The 15,946-nt window shown below is 59.4% G+C and carries 15 protein-coding genes and 1 pseudogene; 6 read left to right on the top strand and 10 right to left on the bottom strand.

Going from position 1 to position 15,946, the window contains the following annotated elements; translation table 11 throughout:
- The first annotated feature begins 140 nt into the window (after positions 1–140).
- From NW818_RS02965 to NW818_RS02955, 3 genes are all read left to right on the top strand, one after another.
- Positions 141–383, top strand: a complete 243-nt coding sequence (locus tag NW818_RS02965; protein ID WP_414423793.1) for a DUF751 family protein — start codon at positions 141–143, stop codon at positions 381–383.
- Positions 384–661: 278 nt separating this feature from the next.
- Positions 662–2,197, top strand: coding sequence for a site-2 protease family protein (locus NW818_RS02960; RefSeq protein ID WP_414423792.1), 1,536 nt, complete (start codon positions 662–664; stop codon positions 2,195–2,197).
- A gap of 44 nt (positions 2,198–2,241) precedes the next feature.
- Positions 2,242–4,092 (top strand): aspartate kinase, encoded by a 1,851-nt coding sequence (locus NW818_RS02955; protein ID WP_414423791.1) that lies wholly within the window; start codon positions 2,242–2,244, stop codon positions 4,090–4,092.
- A 6-nt stretch (positions 4,093–4,098) separates the two neighbouring features.
- Here the strand turns inward: NW818_RS02955 and psbA are convergent, their stop codons facing one another.
- Positions 4,099–5,154 carry a photosystem II q(b) protein gene (gene psbA, locus NW818_RS02950; RefSeq protein WP_414329388.1) on the bottom strand — a complete coding sequence of 352 codons (1,056 nt, stop codon included), beginning with the start codon at positions 5,152–5,154 and terminating at the stop codon, positions 4,099–4,101.
- A gap of 337 nt (positions 5,155–5,491) precedes the next feature.
- Complete coding sequence (carB, locus tag NW818_RS02945; RefSeq protein WP_414423790.1) at positions 5,492–8,707, bottom strand: carbamoyl-phosphate synthase large subunit; 3,216 nt, start codon at positions 8,705–8,707, stop codon at positions 5,492–5,494.
- A 279-nt stretch (positions 8,708–8,986) separates the two neighbouring features.
- Here carB and NW818_RS02940 point away from each other — a divergent pair, with 279 nt between their 5' ends.
- Both NW818_RS02940 and NW818_RS02935 read left to right on the top strand, forming a co-directional pair.
- Positions 8,987–9,220: a FitA-like ribbon-helix-helix domain-containing protein gene (locus NW818_RS02940; RefSeq protein ID WP_071818136.1), complete on the top strand. Its 234-nt coding sequence runs from the start codon at positions 8,987–8,989 to the stop codon at positions 9,218–9,220.
- A complete protein-coding gene (locus NW818_RS02935; RefSeq protein WP_414423789.1) occupies positions 9,204–9,629 on the top strand; it encodes a type II toxin-antitoxin system VapC family toxin in 426 nt (141 codons plus the stop codon). The genes NW818_RS02940 and NW818_RS02935 overlap by 17 nt, the downstream gene beginning before the upstream one ends.
- Here the strand turns inward: NW818_RS02935 and NW818_RS02930 are convergent.
- Genes NW818_RS02930 through NW818_RS02900 form a run of 7 tightly spaced genes read right to left on the bottom strand, consistent with a single transcriptional unit; the run spans position 9,624 to position 13,584 of the window.
- Positions 9,624–10,304, bottom strand: a complete 681-nt coding sequence (locus NW818_RS02930; RefSeq protein ID WP_414423788.1) for a Na(+)/H(+) antiporter subunit B — start codon at positions 10,302–10,304, stop codon at positions 9,624–9,626. The genes NW818_RS02935 and NW818_RS02930 overlap by 6 nt on opposite strands.
- Positions 10,301–10,822, bottom strand: coding sequence for a DUF4040 domain-containing protein (locus tag NW818_RS02925; RefSeq protein ID WP_414357736.1), 522 nt, complete (start codon positions 10,820–10,822; stop codon positions 10,301–10,303). Before NW818_RS02925 ends, NW818_RS02930 begins: the two co-directional genes overlap by 4 nt.
- A 9-nt stretch (positions 10,823–10,831) precedes the next feature.
- Positions 10,832–11,113 (bottom strand): monovalent cation/H(+) antiporter subunit G, encoded by a 282-nt coding sequence (locus NW818_RS02920; protein WP_011431879.1) that lies wholly within the window; start codon positions 11,111–11,113, stop codon positions 10,832–10,834.
- 19 nt (positions 11,114–11,132) lie between these two features.
- Positions 11,133–11,384: a hypothetical protein gene (locus NW818_RS02915; RefSeq protein ID WP_011431878.1), complete on the bottom strand. Its 252-nt coding sequence runs from the start codon at positions 11,382–11,384 to the stop codon at positions 11,133–11,135.
- Positions 11,381–11,785 carry a Na+/H+ antiporter subunit E gene (locus NW818_RS02910; protein ID WP_041436089.1) on the bottom strand — a complete coding sequence of 135 codons (405 nt, stop codon included), beginning with the start codon at positions 11,783–11,785 and terminating at the stop codon, positions 11,381–11,383. Before NW818_RS02910 ends, NW818_RS02915 begins: the two co-directional genes overlap by 4 nt.
- Complete coding sequence (locus NW818_RS02905; RefSeq protein ID WP_414423787.1) at positions 11,769–13,229, bottom strand: cation:proton antiporter; 1,461 nt, start codon at positions 13,227–13,229, stop codon at positions 11,769–11,771. The genes NW818_RS02910 and NW818_RS02905 overlap by 17 nt, the downstream gene beginning before the upstream one ends.
- Positions 13,222–13,584 (bottom strand): cation:proton antiporter subunit C, encoded by a 363-nt coding sequence (locus NW818_RS02900; protein ID WP_414408265.1) that lies wholly within the window; start codon positions 13,582–13,584, stop codon positions 13,222–13,224. The genes NW818_RS02905 and NW818_RS02900 overlap by 8 nt, the downstream gene beginning before the upstream one ends.
- Positions 13,585–13,929: 345 nt before the next feature.
- On the opposite strand from NW818_RS02900, the gene glp reads away from it, so the two are divergent.
- Positions 13,930–15,177, top strand: a complete 1,248-nt coding sequence (glp, locus tag NW818_RS02895) for a gephyrin-like molybdotransferase Glp (RefSeq protein WP_414423786.1) — start codon at positions 13,930–13,932, stop codon at positions 15,175–15,177.
- Positions 15,178–15,245: 68 nt separating this feature from the next.
- On the opposite strand, the pseudogene NW818_RS02890 reads toward glp, so the two are convergent.
- A pseudogene (locus NW818_RS02890) lies at positions 15,246–15,946 on the bottom strand (IS630 transposase-related protein); the annotation flags it as partial.

The following is a 15,946-nucleotide window of genomic DNA, read 5'->3' as shown; positions in this document are numbered from 1 at the left end:
GTTTGGGGAGTGTCTCAATCTAGTTTGAGATGACTACACTTTTTGAGTTGCCGCCAGTTCCCTGAAGATGGCCAGCCTCCAGATGGTTGACAGCTACCTATGGCACACTGAGAAAAAAGGAGTTGGAGCCCCAGCCTCTTATGCCACAACCGCAGCCCCCCAGAAGACTGGAAGACCAGTTTGTGGAGAATGTCTCCCGTTATCCCACTTACTTTATTACCGTTTTGCTGGGGGGGATCTGGGCTGGCCTCCAGCCTTTTGTCGGCCTGTATCGCAAAAGTCCAACAGCGGCGGCTATGGTTACGCTGGGATCCCTTTTGTTGCTTCTATTTGTTTATCTCACCCTGCGAGGCATGACAGGGAATACCTTTTGGCCAGAATAGATACTGGGTTGAGGTTGGGGCCCATGGGCGAAGCTGTGCAGTGGACGCCGGCAGCATAAGCACGCCTCAAGGGGATCCCTCTTTTTCGCCCCACTGCTGACAAGAAGTAAAGTGCTCCGCACCGCTCGCGCGAATGAAAAGTTTGCCCCGGAATGGTGGCGGTCTATGGGCAGGCCAAGCCTCAATTGGCTCTTCAGGGATCCCGGCTGCAAGCTGTAGCGAGGGGATTGGATTTGCCGCTAGCTTGGTAGAGGTGTTCTCCTCCGTTTTTTGAACTCATGGCAGATTGGATCCTGTTGGCGCTGGTGGGTTCTGCAACCTACCTGCTGCTGCAAAAAAGTGTGGCCCGCCTTTCGAAGGTGCCGTGGCGGATCCTGTGGCTGGTGATGATGCTGCCCCCTTTGGTTTGGGTGCTGGGGCGTCAGGTGTTTCAGTACGAATTGCCTCCCTTGCTGATGTTGCTGCTGTTTCTCACCTCCTACTTTACCAGCATGACCTTGGTGAGACGAGGGGGTATTCGACCCTCAACCGGAGGCCCTCGGCCAGAGGTGGAAAACTCCTCTCCAGAAGCGGATCCCTCGCCGGCTGGGGAACCTGAGCCAGAGGAAGAGGAGGAAGACGGCGCCGCAGATCCGGTCTCGCTGGCTCTTGCCCACACCCCCATCTCCGAAGTGCCGCGGGAGAAGCTGAGCCATTGCTTCCCCTGGAACGTCTTTTATTTGCAAAATGTGGAGTACCGCCCCCAGGCGATCATCTGCCGAGGCAACTTGCGGGCGGATCCCAGTGAAGCCTATGAGCGGGTGCAGCAAAACGTGGAAACCACTTTCGGCAAACGCTTTTTGGTGGTGCTGCAGGAGGGGTTTGCCGGTAAGCCCTTTTTTGCCTTGGTGCCCAACCCGGCGGCGCGGCGCTCCCCGGCGGACAGTCGAGAGTTCCTGCTGCTGGCTTTGGGGCTGTTGCTATTCACCTTCTGGACGACCCTCAGTGCTGGGGCCCACGCGGCTGGGGTTAGCCCTGACCGGCTGCTGCATTTGCCCTCTCTGATGAAAGGGTTGCCCTATGCGGTCGGGATCCTTGCCATTTTGGGATCCCATGAGTGGACTCGCTACTGGGTGGCCCGCCGCCACCACATCCAAACCTCGCTGCCCTATTTCATTCCGGTGCCTTTTGTCCTAGGGACTTTTGGGGCGTTTATCCAGTTGAAAGAGCCGGTGCCCAACCGCAAGGTGTTGTTTGATATCGCCGTCGCCGGGCCGCTGGCAGGGAGCCTTGTTGCTTTGGGCATGTTGTTGCTGGGGCTGGTGTTTTCGGCGCCTGTAGATCCTCCCGCGGTGCCCGAGGGGCAGCCAACCCCGATTAGTTTTCATCGCCTTGACCCGCGCCTGTCGGTGCTGCTGGCAATTCTGGCCCGCATGGTGCTGGGGGATCAGTTGCAGCCGGGGCAGGTGATCGATCTGCACCCGCTGGCCTTTGCCGGCTGGCTGGGCTTGGTGGTGATTGCCTTTAACCTCATGCCGGTGGGCCAACTGGATGGGGGGCACATTGTCCACGCAGTGTATGGACAGCAGATGGGAGCGAATGTGGGCCGGGTAGCCCGCTGGTTGGTGTTGCTGCTGGCTTTGACGGTGCAGCCTTGGCTGTTGCTCTGGGCACTGCTGCTGTTTGTGATTTCCAGTGCCGACGAGCCGGCCCTCAACGATGTGACGGAACTGGACGAGGCCCGAGATCTGCTGGGGCTGGGGATGCTCACGCTGCTGGTGCTGATCCTGCTGCCGGTACCGCCGTTTTTGCAAAATGGACTGGGCTTGGCCTAGATCCGGGGTAGGATCCAAACCGCCCCTGACCTCGTTCTCCTCTCATGGAACGCAGCTTAATTGTTCAAAAGTACGGCGGTACCTCTGTCGGCTCTGTGGAGCGTATCCAGGCCGTGGCTCAACGGGTGGCCCACACGGTGAAGGCAGGGCATCGGGTGGTGGTGGTGGTCTCGGCGATGGGGGATGAAACCGATCGCCTTGTGGGCTTGGGGGAGCAGATCTTGCAGGGATCCCCGACCACACCGGCCCAGTTGCGGGAATGGGATATGCTCCTTTCCACCGGTGAGCAGGTGAGCATTGCCCTGGTGGCCTTGGCGCTGCAACGCTTGGGGTGTCCTGCCCTTTCCCTGACGGCAGCCCAGGTGGGCATTGTCACCACTCGGGATCACAGCCGGGCCCGCATTTTGCACATCCACACCGACCGCCTGTGGCAGCACCTGGAGCGGGAAGAGGTGGTGGTGGTGGCCGGGTTTCAGGGCATCACCAGCCTGGCGGAGCTGGAGATCACCACCCTGGGTCGGGGGGGATCCGACACCACGGCGGTGGCCTTGGCAGTGGCTTTGGGAGCAGAGCTGTGTGAGATCTACACCGATGTGCCGGGGATCTTCACCACGGATCCGCGTAAGGTGCCTGAGGCCAGGCTGTTGCCGGAGATCACCAGTGATGAAATGTTGGAGCTGGCCAGCTTGGGGGCCCAGGTGCTGCATCCCCGCTCGGTGGAAATTGCCCGCAACTACGGTGTGAAGCTGCGGGTGCGCTCCAGCTTGGAGCCGTTGCAGGCGGGATGCGAGGGCACTCTCATTCTTTCTCCTCCCCCCCGTCCTCGTGCTGCCGACAGCAGTATCGAGCTGGGCCTGGCGGTGGATACGGTGGAGCTGGATCGGGATCAGGCCAAGTTGGTGTTGGTGGGGGTGCCGGATCGCCCTGGCATTGCCGCCCAGCTCTTTCAGGGGATCGCGGCGGCAGGGGTGAATGTGGATTTGATTTTGCAGTCGCTCCAGTTCACAGCCGCTCACGCCAGCGGGACGGACTCCTTGCCGCAGGGATCCGTGCCCCAGCCCACCAATGACATTGCCTTTACGGTCAGTCGGTCGCAGGTGGCCGAGGCTGCAGCCGTTGCCCGGCAGATTGGCCAAGAGCTGCAGTGTGCAGCGGTGATTGTGGATGAGGCGGTGGCCAAAGTCAGCATTGCCGGGGTGGGGATGATGGGCCGACCCGGAATTGCGGCGCAAATGTTCCAGGTGCTGGCCGAGGCCGGGATCAATTTGCAGATGATCTCCATGTCCGAGATCAAGGTGAGCTGTGTGGTGGCTGCGGAGCGGGCCGGGGATGCCGCCTTGGCTCTGGGAGAGTCGTTCCAGGTGATCCCCCACTTGCATCGGGCGAAGGTGCCGCCTGCCCCTCAAGACAGCCACCCGGTACGCGGTGTTGCCTTGGATTTGAAGCAATCGCGGCTGGGCCTTCGCAAAGTGCCGGATCGTCCGGGAACTGCCGCCCATTTGTTCGGGCGCTTGGCGGCTGCCGGGATCATCGTGGACACCATCATCCAAAGCCAGCGGGGCTACCACAACGGGATCCCCAGCACCGACATTGCCTTCACCGTGCCTCAGGATCAAGCGATGGCTGCTGAGGCGGTCTGTCGGCAGGTGGCCGAAGAGCTCCAGGCGGCAGGAGTTGACGCGGATCACAACATTGCCAAGGTCAGCATTGTCGGCGCCGAGATGGAAACCTACCCTGGCGTGGCTGCTCGCCTGTTTGCAGCCCTAGCCGAAGCCGGAATCAACATCGAGATGATCGCCACCTCGGAGATCAAGGTGAGCTGTGTAGTGCGCCGGGATCGAGGGATCCCGGCCTTGCAAGCTATTCACCGCGCTTTCCGGCTGGACTGCCCCTAGCCTGCCTTAGGGTTGAGCCGCCAGCAGCAAGGGAAAATGATGGGCGTTGGGGGCGTGCATCACCTGGATCCCCAGATTGGCGCGGTTGAGGAGATCGGCGTAGGTGGGGATGAAGCGGCCCTGGCTGTCCAGGATGGACTGGTTGAAGTTCAAGCCGTTCAAGTTAAAGGCCATTATGCCGATACCTATTGCCGCCGCCCAAATCCCCACTGTGGGCAGGGCCGCCATCCAGAAGTGGACGGAACGGCTGTTTCTCAGGCCCAGGCCGGGGAACCCCAGCCGCCCCAAGAACGCGTAGTGCCCGGCCAGGAAGTTGTAGGTGACTTCCTCCTGCCCGAAGCGGTAGCCGGCATTTTGTGACTCTTCTTCCGAGGTCTCGCGGATTAGGCTGGAGATCACCAGGGAGCCGTGCAGGGAGGCCAGCAGAGCGCCGCCAAAGACGCCGGCCACCCCCAGCCAGCTAGCAGGGTGCATGAGGATATTGTGCTCCGCCTGGAAAGCCAGCATGAAGTAGAAGGTGCCGGCGATCCCCAGGGGCAAGCCTTCCGAGAAACTGCCCTGGCCGATGGGGTAGACCAAGAGCACTGCCGTAGCCGCCGCCGCCGGAGCGGAAAACGCCACCGCAATCCAGGGACGCATGCCCAAGCGATAGCTCAGCTCCCACTGCCGGCCCAGGTAGCACCACACCCCGATCAGGAAATGGAGCACGATCAGTTGGTAGGGGCCGCCGTTGTAGAGCCATTCATCCAAAGAGGCGGCTTCCCAAATGGGATAAAAGTGCAAGCCGATGGCCGCCGACGTGGGCACCACCGCCGCCGAGATGAGATTGTTCCCCCCTATCAAGGATCCGATCACCGGCTCGCGGATCCCATCCACATCCACCGGCGGAGCAGCAATAAAAGCGATTACAAAACAAAAGGCAGCCGCCAACAGCGTCGGGATCATCAACACGCCAAACCAGCCGATGTACAGCCGGTTTTCGGTGCTGGTTATCCATTGACAAAAGCCATTCCAACTCCAGAGCTGCCGTGCAGCCGAGGAGCGGCGAATTACCGTACTCATAGGCCAACTCCTGGTAAAGACAAGAGCATTCTTCGTCGGCTTCCGGGAACGGGGTAAAAGTCTTCTTGCGCCGACCGCTAAAAGCATCCTCTCCTTTCAGGCTAGACAGTTTTAGGGATGCCGACAGGGATCCCTAACTTTCGCAACGGGACTGTGAAAAAAATGGATTTGTCGATACAAATCAGCACCGATATGTTGCAATTTGGAGGTCTTTGAGAGCTTCCCGGCGAAGGTCGGTCACTGGCAGTTGATGGCAGCCAAGCTTGAGCAGACGTTTCTTAAGGATAGGTTTAGGAAAGAGGTGCCGTCCGGGACCTGCTTTTTTTCCTCCAGAATCCTAGACAGAGAAAAAATCCTGCAAGCACTTCACCTGCAGGGATCCCGACTGCAAAGCACGGATGGCAGCCGCGGTGGCTTTGGCCCCTGCCAAGGTGGTCACCAGAGGGATCTTGTAAGCCAGGGCAGTGCGGCGGATCTTTTGGCCATCTTGCTGCGCCTCGACACCGGAAGGAGTGTTGATAATGAGCTGAATCTGATGGTTTTTGATGGCGTCGATGACGTGGGGCCGCCCCTCGTGCAGCTTGAGGACTTTATCCACCGGGATCCCGTGCTCGGCTAAAACTTTTTGGGTTCCTTCGGTGGCCAATAGGCGAAAGCCCAGCTCCACAAACTCGCGGGCTACCGGGACGACCGCCTGTTTATCCCGGTCGCTGACGCTGATGAACACCGTCCCCTGGAGAGGCAGATTCTGCCCCGCCGCCAGTTGGGCTTTGGCGTAAGCGCGGCCAAAGTCCGTGTCAATGCCCATCACCTCGCCGGTGGAGCGCATCTCTGGCCCCAGCAGCGTGTCGGTGCCGGGAAACTTGTGGAAGGGCAAAACCGCTTCTTTGACGGCAATGTGGGAGGGGATCACCTCCTGGGTAAAGCCCAGCTCGGCTAGGGTTTTGCCGCTCATCACTTGAGCGGCGTAGTCTGCCAGCGGATGGCCGATGGCCTTGCTGACAAAGGGGACGGTGCGGGAGGCGCGCGGATTGGCCTCCAGGATATAGACTTGACCTTTTTGGACGGCGTATTGCACGTTGATCAGGCCCACCACCTTCAGAGCTTGGGCCAACTTCACCGTCCACTCGCGGATCACCCGCAGCACCTCGGGGCTGAGGGTGCGGCTGGGCAATACACAGGCCGAATCGCCCGAGTGGATCCCGGCCTGCTCGATGTGCTCCAGAATGCCGCCGATGGTAACAGCGCCGGTGCGGTCGGCAATGGCATCCACATCCACCTCCACCGCCTCTTCCAGAAACTGATCCACCAGCACCGGACGATCCGGATCCACCGCCACCGCCAGTTGCATGTAGCGCTGCAGGTCTTGGTCGGAATAGACGATCTCCATGGCTCGTCCCCCCAAGACGTAGCTGGGCCGCACCACCACCGGATAGCCGATGCGGCGGGCAATTTCCAAGCTTTCTTCCACGCTGCGGGCAATGCCGTTGGCCGGTTGGCGAATATCCAACTCCCGCAAGATGCGCTCGAAGCGCCCCCGATCCTCAGCAATGTCGATGGAGTCGGGGGAAGTTCCCCAGATGGGAGCCTGGGCTGCTGCCAGCCCCTGCGCCAGCTTGAGGGGAGTTTGACCGCCAAATTGCACGATCAGGCCGACCGGCTGCTCAGCATCCACCAAGTTCATCACCTCTTCATGGGTGAGCGGCTCAAAATAGAGGCGATCGGCGGTGTCGTAGTCGGTGGAAACGGTTTCCGGGTTGGAGTTGACCATGATCGCTTCGTAACCCAGGCGGCTGAGGGCAAAGGCAGCATGACAACAGCAGTAGTCGAATTCGATCCCCTGGCCGATGCGGTTGGGGCCACCTCCCAAGATCATCACCTTCTCTTTGCGGGCCGGGAAAATCTCCGACTCGCTCTCGTAGGTAGAGTACTGGTAGGGGGTAGCAGCCTCAAATTCGGCAGCGCAGGTATCCACAGTTTTGTAGGTGGGGATCACCCCCAGGCTTTTGCGGCAGGCCCGCACCTGATGTTCCGTGGATCCAGTGAGGTGGGCAATTTGTCGGTCGCTGAAGCCCATTTGCTTGAGATGCCGCAGATCCTCAGCACTCAGGGATCCCAGCTCCCGCCCCTTGAGGGCTTGCTCCACCTCCACCAACTCCTGTAGCTTGTCGATAAACCAGGGATCGATGTGGGTGAGTTGGGCAATCTCCTGGGCAGAAAAGCCCATGAGCAGAGCGGTGCGGATGGTGAGCAGGCGGAAGGGGTTGGGGGTGCGCAGGTTGGCCCGCACTTCCTCCGGCTTGGGGAAAACCTCCGGCCTATCGCTGCCAAAACCGGGACGGTCGATTTCCAAAGAGCGCAGGGCCTTCTGGATGGATTCTTGAAAAGTGCGGCCAATGGCCATCGCCTCCCCCACCGATTTCATCTGGGTGGTGAGAACCGGCTCTGCGCCGGGGAATTTTTCAAAAGCAAAGCGAGGGATCTTGGTGACCACATAGTCGATGGTGGGCTCGAAGCTGGCCGGGGTTTTGCGGGTGATGTCGTTGGGGATCTCCGGCAGCGTGTAGCCCACTGCCAGCTTGGCAGCGATCTTAGCGATGGGAAAGCCGGTGGCCTTGCTGGCCAAAGCGGAAGAGCGGGAGACCCGCGGGTTCATCTCGATCACCCGCACCTCGCCGTTGGCAGGGTTGACGGCAAATTGCACGTTGGATCCCCCCGTTTCCACCCCAATTTCCCGCATGATGGCGATGGCGTAGTCCCGCAGCCGCTGGTATTCTTTGTCGGTGAGGGTTTGGGCTGGGGCCACGGTGATGGAGTCGCCGGTGTGCACCCCCATTGGGTCGATGTTTTCTATGGAGCAGATGATCACCACGTTATCCGCCAGATCCCGCATCACCTCCAGCTCAAACTCCTTCCAGCCGATGACCGATTCTTCCACCAAGATCTGGGAAACGGGGCTGGCCTCCAAGCCGGCAGCGCAGATCTCTTCAAACTCCTCCTGGTTGTAAGCCACCCCACCACCGGTGCCCCCCAGGGTATAGGCCGGGCGGATGATGAGGGGATAGCCGATCTCCTGGGCAATCTGCTTGGCTTCTTCCAGGGTGTGGGCCAGGCCAGAGCGGGGCACGGCCAAGCCAATCCGCTGCATGGCTTGCTTGAAGAGATCCCGGTCTTCGGCTTTTTCAATGGCCTCCCGCTTGGCCCCAATCAACTCCACCCCGTACTGCTCCAGGATCCCTTGCTGGGCCAGTTGCACCGCCACGTTGAGGGCCGTCTGGCCGCCCATGGTGGGCAGCAAAGCATCAGGGCGCTCCCGCTCGATGATTTTGGCCACAAAGTCCGCCGTCACCGGCTCGATGTAGGTGCGCTCCGCCATACTGGGATCCGTCATGATGGTGGCGGGGTTAGAGTTGACCAAGACGACCTCATAGCCTTCTTCCCGCAGGGCTTTGCAGGCTTGGGTGCCCGAGTAGTCGAACTCACAGGCTTGGCCAATGACAATCGGCCCCGCTCCAATGAGCAAGATTTTGTGGATATCGGTGCGGCGCGGCATAGGGATCCCACCAGGTGGCAGAGTCAGCCTTCTATTGTAGAGGTCACCTGCAGGTCAAGTTGCTCATCGGGATCCCTCTTTTTTGAGTGTTGCGCTTTCAAAGGCTATGCACAGCAGGCAGAGCTTGGATCCCTGGCAGGCAGGAGTTCTCTGGGGCAACCCGCAAAAGGGCAGCTTCTTCATCAGTATCAATAGACGGGAAAACTTGAACTTTAGATGATATCAATGCTATCGTCGCAGCAAAGCCGCCCAGGGATCTGCCGATCGAGGAAACGCTCTATGGCCACGTTAATTGTTCGCAATGTTGACGAAGCCATTGTCAAAGCTCTCAAACAAAGGGCTAGTCGTCACGGCGTTAGTGCAGAGGCCGAACACCGCAAAATCCTAGAGCAAGTCTTACTCCAGCCTGCGAAACAGTCCTTTGCCGAAGTGCTCAGATCGATACCTAACGTTGGCAACGATTCAGACTTTGAGCGGGTGCAAGATAACACTGCCCATGACGTATTTGCTTGACACTAACGTCATCAGTGAGCTGCGCAAACACAGTCAAGCCAACTCCGGGGTTCAAGAATTTCTTCAAACTGCCATTGAGCAAGAGGCCCGCATCTACATCAGCGTGATCACGCTGGGCGAACTCCGCCGAGGCGTTGAACTCATGCGCCATCGCGGCGATCATCTGCAAGCCAACCTTCTGGAGAGGTGGCTGCAAACGGTTGTCGATGACTATGCCGATCACATTCTTGATTTCACAATTACCGAAGCCCAGGTATGGGGAAGCCTGTGCGTACCTCACTCTCAAAATGCGATTGACAAACAACCAGCGGCTACAGCCTTGGCTTACGGACTGACCTTGGTTACCCGTAATGTCCGTGATTTTGCCAGGACAGGGGTGCCTCTCATCAACCCATTTGAAACCTCATAACAAGCCGCGGTAGCGAATAAAGATCAAAACTGCCGCCCAGGATCCCAGCGCCACCTTGATGGCTACCAAAATGTTAAGAATCGGGATCCAACCGCCGCTAAACAGATCCCCCAACTCCCCTCTAGGCAATTCCCAGCCGGCCAGAGCCATCACAGCCACCCCGATAAACGCCACCACCGACAGCTTCTCCCACATCGCAGCCCGCCACCGTTTGTAGATGGCCTCCATCCAGGCGGAAGAGGCGGTGATCGCCACCAAGCCAATGGCCGTCCCCCCCGCCACCCCGGCAGCAAAGCCTCCGCCCGGCGTCAGGTGCCCTCGAATGGCCAGCTCCACCGCAATCAAAGCCGAAATGGTGGCTCCCACTCGCGCCAACACAATCGAGGGAATATCGGTAAATTGAGCTACATTGGCTGTCGGCTGCTCATCCGCCAGCAGATATTGGGCGCCCAAAATTGCCGTGGAAAACACCACCACTTCAAAGACCGTATCGTAGAGGCGGTTGCGCAGAATGAGACCCGTCACCGTGTTGGGCACACCGCTTTCGCTGGCCAGAATCTCCACTGCCTCAACTAAAGCTACGCCCGCTACGCGATTGGGGGAAACGGATCCCGCCTCGCCCACAATGAGCTGTAGGGCTGCCAGCAGCACCGCTATCCCGTACACCCACTTCATGTCGCCATCACCTCAGCGGCCAGAGCTTGCTGCGCCAAAATGGCCTGCAGGCGGGGTACGCGTGTAACCAGGCGATACTCTGCTGCTTCTCCACCGGGCTCAAGGGCAATGGTGTGTACCTCTCGGCTGCGAAGAGCAGCCACCAACGCCTCCGAACTCCCATAGGCGGCCAACTCCAAGCGCATGTGGTACCGCTGTAGCCCTTGGCGCATCTGCTGTAACAACTGCCGTGCTGCTGAGGTACTGGCCTCCAGCACAGGGCTGCCTTCGAGAACGCCCAGGCGCATGCTCAGCGAAGAGCGCACCGCAATGGCGTAGAGGGTAATAGAAAGCATGGTGCCCACCAGTGCCTCGGTCAGGGCCACATCCGCCGCCCCAAACAGCGCATAGATCAGGGCGGCAATCGTTCCCAGGATCCCTCGCATTACCAAGGCGTGGTAGGGATTGGTCTGAGTCACCACCAAGCTTGCCGTCAGGGGCAGGAGTAACGCCATCACCAGCAACAGGGTCTCTTCCATCCTGCCCTCCTATAGGGACTTGCGCTGCGAGCAAAACGCCAGCACATAGCCCAGAATGGTATTCCAAATAGCCAGGGAGATCAGTGCCAACACCAACAGGGGCCATTCCCGTGGGATCCGCAACAGCAGCCCCAGCATGATGCTCATCGAGCCCAGGGTGTCCGACACCGAAAGGCCGTGCAGCTTAAATAAAATCGAGCGATCCCCAAGGAGCGGCGCCGTTCCCCACAGCCAAAACAGCACACCAATCCCAAACAACAGATAGCTCAGACCTTCCACCCAGACTTCCATACCTACCCCCAGGGCCTTTCTAAAGCATTTCCAGCCGTTTCAGTACATGAGCCAAGAGCATTAAGGCCGCATTGCCCACCGACAAAATCAAAACCCCCACAATCCCGATCATCCAATCATCCCGCACCACCGACACCACCAAAATCAGGATGGCCGTCTTTGTGGCCAAGCTGGCAAAGGCGAGCATCGTCTGCCAAATATCTTCCTTCAGCCAAGCGGCATACAGGGGCAAGCACAGCGTTAGGGTCAGGAGAAACAGCAGTAGGTTCACACGTCCTCCCGCGGCTTGAGCACATGGACTTCATAAGTGCCTTGGGCATTGCAATTGAGCACGATGGTTTTGGGCGTGAAGGTAATTAAAAAGATATCCAGAAACACCAGCCCTGCTGAACGGTTGGGCAGGGTTTGTTTGTATACAACTTCCTCAACAGTGTGGGGCTTGAGGATCATCTCGAAGGCTTCCCAGTAGGCTCTTGGGATGGCGAGAAGAATTTCCTGGAGCACTCGCCCCCAATCCCGCCATTGCACCGGTGCGGAAGCCTGGCGCGGCAGCAGCAACGTTGCCGCCACCCCGATGGCCACATTGTCCCAGCTCAGATTGCCCGTCAGCAGAAACCAAATCAAGAGGCGCAGGCCGATCTCCAATAGACCCAACTCAGGGTAGCGTCCCATAGTTCCCCACAGCTAACAGAGCCCAAACCAGCACCAACACTATGCTCAAGCCGCCCACCACTGCTTCCAGCCCTTCGTTCACCGACCCTCCCTTCAAAGGGATCCGCTCCCAAAACCAGCCTAGGGGGATCCCAACGCCCAAACTGAGGAGCGCCTTGAGAAGATTGTCAGCGCCATAGGCCGCCGGTAGCCAGCCCCAGAGCAAGCCCCCACCCCAAAGCACCAGTGCCACTTTATCTTGCCAAGGAGTTGCAGAGGTGGTTGCCCCCTTCATTGGAGAAACAGGTGCCCGCAGCACTCGCACGCCTAAACAAGTGGTGCCGACGGTAACCCCCACCAGCAGCCACTCGTGCCAGGGATCCAGAGCAGACAAGCTGAGGGCCTTGGCCGCATACCCCAAACTGCCGGGTACCCCTGCCAGGGAAGCCGTCCCCAAGAGCAACATGGGCCACCGCCAGCGATGGCTCACGCTCGTTCCAACAAACAACAGGGGCTTCGCCAACCCATGGGCAAGGCCATACAAACCCGCCCACTGAGGGGCAGCAATCACAAATCCCATCTGCGATACCGAGCTCCAGGCGAGAAGGTGCTGGGGCGTGCTCGCCATCAGGGCCAGTAGGATCCCGAAAACGGCTGAACCAGCGCTCAAGTAGGGCAACCCCTGGGCCAAGACCGGCGAAGCCTCGCTGCAGCGCACCAAAGCCATGGCTCCTGCTTTGGTCGTAAAACCGCTGAGCACCGCCGCAACAACGGAATCCGCGGTAACGTAGGTGAGGGGCAGCCACAGGCCGGCAACGAAGATCGCCCCCTTGGCCAAAAGACCCACAGCAATCAGCGCCAAGGCCGTGGGGTCGGCCATAGTTAAACTGCTCATCGCCAGGGATCCCGTGCGCACATAGACCAAGATGGCGCCCATCAGGTAGAAGAGCATGGCCACATTGCTCATGAAGAGGTAGCGCAGCCCCACCCAGAGCTGGCGTTCGCGGCTCTCCACTGTGGGTTGGCCCTCAGCCCGCCGTCCGTAGGTCAGCAGCAAAAACACGCCGATGCTGAGCACCTCCAGGGAAACGTAGACGCTGATCAGGTCGGCACTGATGACGACAGCATTGGCGCTACCGTGGACGATCAGCAACTGCATGGCCAGAAAGCGGCTGCCCGCAAAGCGTCTATCCAAATACAGGGCCACTCCTAGCGTGACCAGGCCGTGGGCCAAGAGCATCGCTGCTACATTGGCATCGATCCGCAGCGTCACCCCGAAGTGATCCAAAAGCTGTAGCTCCAGGGGTGTGGCGGTTGTGCCGGGCAAGCCCCCCTGCTGCACCGCATAGGCCACCGTCAGCGCGGCCATCCCCACCAGGCTGGGACGGGTCAGGGCCGGCATCAAGTAGGTTGTGAAGGCCAGCAGAAAGGGCAATGCCACCCACACCAGCGTCAGCTCAGTCATCGGTAGAAGTGCTCTGCGCCCCTGACGCGACTGCCTGTTCGATGCTCTCGACTTCGAGGGTGGGATGATTGCGGGACAGCTTCATCACCCCCACCAACATCAAGGCTTGTACCGATAGGCCAATGACGATGGCCGTGAGGATGATCCCCTGAGGCACCGGGTCGGCATAGTCCAGCTCGCGCCAGGGTTTGTAGATAGGGGTGAACACACCGCTCCGGGCTGCCCAGATCACGAAGAAGGCGATGACCCCGGTGCTCATAACATCCATAGATAGGATCTTCATAATGAGGTTGCGCTTAACCACGACTCCCCAGAAGCCAAGGAAGATCGTGAGGATGACGGCGGCATTTAACATAGACACCTCGCTTGCTGCACTCGAGCTATCCGGTGGCTCAGTCGTCCTAAGGCTACGCCCGCTACGCGACCAGTATCCAGCTTCCGCAGTCACAGCAGCCAGATAGCCTATGGCCGGTTGCAACGCTGCCGGGATCCCCATCTCCCCAACAAGGCCGGGATCCCGAATTCGAAAGAGCTGCAGCTCCCAATGGGCAACTTGCTGCGACTTCTTGCCAGCTCTGGGGCTTGGTGGGATCCTGGTCATACACTTCTCATGCCAAGGTCGGAATTGATGGCCGCTGTCCGCAGTTTAAGTTGTTTTTAATGGCCTTGGCGGAACCGACTTCTGGATGCTGAAGATAAGGTGTTGGAGAAGGGGGTTGTAAAAGCCGTGATGCTGCCGGTGGCGGAAGCAGAAGCCCTGATTTTGCAGGCGGTTCAGCCGCTGGGCCCAGAGTGGGTGGAGCTGGGATCCGCCCAAGGCCGCGTTCTCAGCCAAACTGTGTATAGCCCCCAGGATTTTCCGGCCCATCCCACCTCCAGTATGGATGGCTATGCCGTGCGCCATGAAGATGTGCAAGCGGGGATCCCTTGTGAGCTGCAGGTGATTGAGACTCTCCCCGCCGGAAAGGCACCCACCCGAGAGCTCCAGCCTGGACAAGCGGTGCGTCTCTACACCGGCTCCCTCTTGCCCAGCGGTGCGGACACCGTGGTGATGCAGGAATACACGCAGCAACCTTCGCCAGGAACCGTTCGCCTCTTGCAGCGTCCGCAGCGGGGCCAATTTGTCCGGCCTCAGGGAGACTTTGCCCGCCAGGGGGATCCCCTCCTGCCGGCAGGGCAGGCTTTGGGCGGAGCGGAGCTAGCCGTTTTGGCCGCCATCCGACAGGCGATGGTGCCGGTGTTTCGTCAGCCCCGGGTAGCCCTGTTCTCGACAGGGGATGAGCTAGTGCCCATCCAGCAGGTGCCGGGGCCGGGGCAGGTCGTGGATTCCAACCAGTACGGCCTGGCGGCTCTGGTCAAGGCAGCGGGTGGGATCCCGATCCAGTTGGGCATCGTGCCGGATCGGCTCCAGGTGTTGCGGCAGGTCGTCCAGCAGGCCCTGGCCTCCGCCGATGGGGTGATCTCTTCCGGAGGGGTATCGGTGGGGGATTTTGACCTGGTGGAAAAGGTGCTGGAGGAGTTGGGAGGCGAGATTTTCATCCGCAGCGTGGCCATCAAGCCGGGCAAACCCCTGACGGTGGCTCGTTTTCCCAATCCCCACGGCCCCCCCAAGCTCTACTTTGGCCTGCCGGGCAACCCTGCCTCTGCCCTGGTGACCTTCTGGCGCTTTTTGCACCCGGCCCTGCGAAAAATGGGCGGATCCCTGCCCCCCTACTGGCAGATCCTCTCCGCCTTCAGCCCGGTGGATCTGCATGCCGACGGTCAGCGGGAACACTATCTCTGGGGACGGCTGCAGGTCAGGCCTGAGGGGATCCAATTTCAGCCCGCCGCCAACCTCAATTCCGGCAATCTCATCAGTCTGGCCGGCTGTAATGCCTTGGCTGTGCTGCCAGTAGGGACAACCCAGATCCCTGCTGGTTCGCCCGTTCAGGTGCTGCAACTGCCCTGAAGATCCCTAGCCCTCCTCTCGCTGCTGCTGGAATAGCCGCCATAGTCAATCCAAATAACAATGAGACGCTAGCCAGTACAACAGTTCCGTCTGCAACAGCGGACCGCAGGCCTTATCACTTCATCCACAGAAGTTCCTCTATCAGCATGCATCCTTGCCCTCTTGAGAGCACTAAAGTCACCCTCAATCTCATTCAAGTCTGGCGAGGGCCTCAGCAAAAAACCACCTCCTGCCCTGCCGCTTTCATCAAATCCTTTATCCTTCCCTTCCGTTCGCCGAGCAGGCCCTAGGCCTTTGAATCGGCCCATTGCCTAGAGTCAATACAGATGTCCTCTCCAAACTCGGCATTTAGTGTCCCTCAAATTCTTCCGCATTCGAGCTACTTGAAAAAGCGTCGGGGCTATCAAACCCCCTCTCTCCTTCCTCCTACCGGCTACTCAGCTCTCTCTCTTCCCATAAACTTTCTCCCCTCTCTTTGGCCAAGCATAAAACAGGTGCGTATCTCCCCAAACCCTGTCTCGTCATTCTCTCATCATTCGCGTCAGCGGTGCAGAGCCCATTGTAAGCTAAACTCTCACTTCCATACTTCTGAACCAACTCCCTCAAGACCCTAGAGTCGTTGATTCTCTCTTGGATTCTCTCTTGCCAATCCCGCTCTCGGTGCCTTAACTCTTTTTTTTCGCGTTGTTTTCATCTTCCTAAGAGCATAGTAAATAGCGCTGGGATGGACGCCAAACCTCTGGGCTCTATCCTTCAGTCGAGCTTCTGG

This window comes from Synechococcus sp. R6-5 (assembly GCF_047461775.1).
Taxonomy (GTDB): domain Bacteria; phylum Cyanobacteriota; class Cyanobacteriia; order Thermostichales; family Thermostichaceae; genus Thermostichus.
Note: the sequence above shows the minus strand (reverse complement) of the source record. Positions and strands in the feature narration are given on the sequence as shown.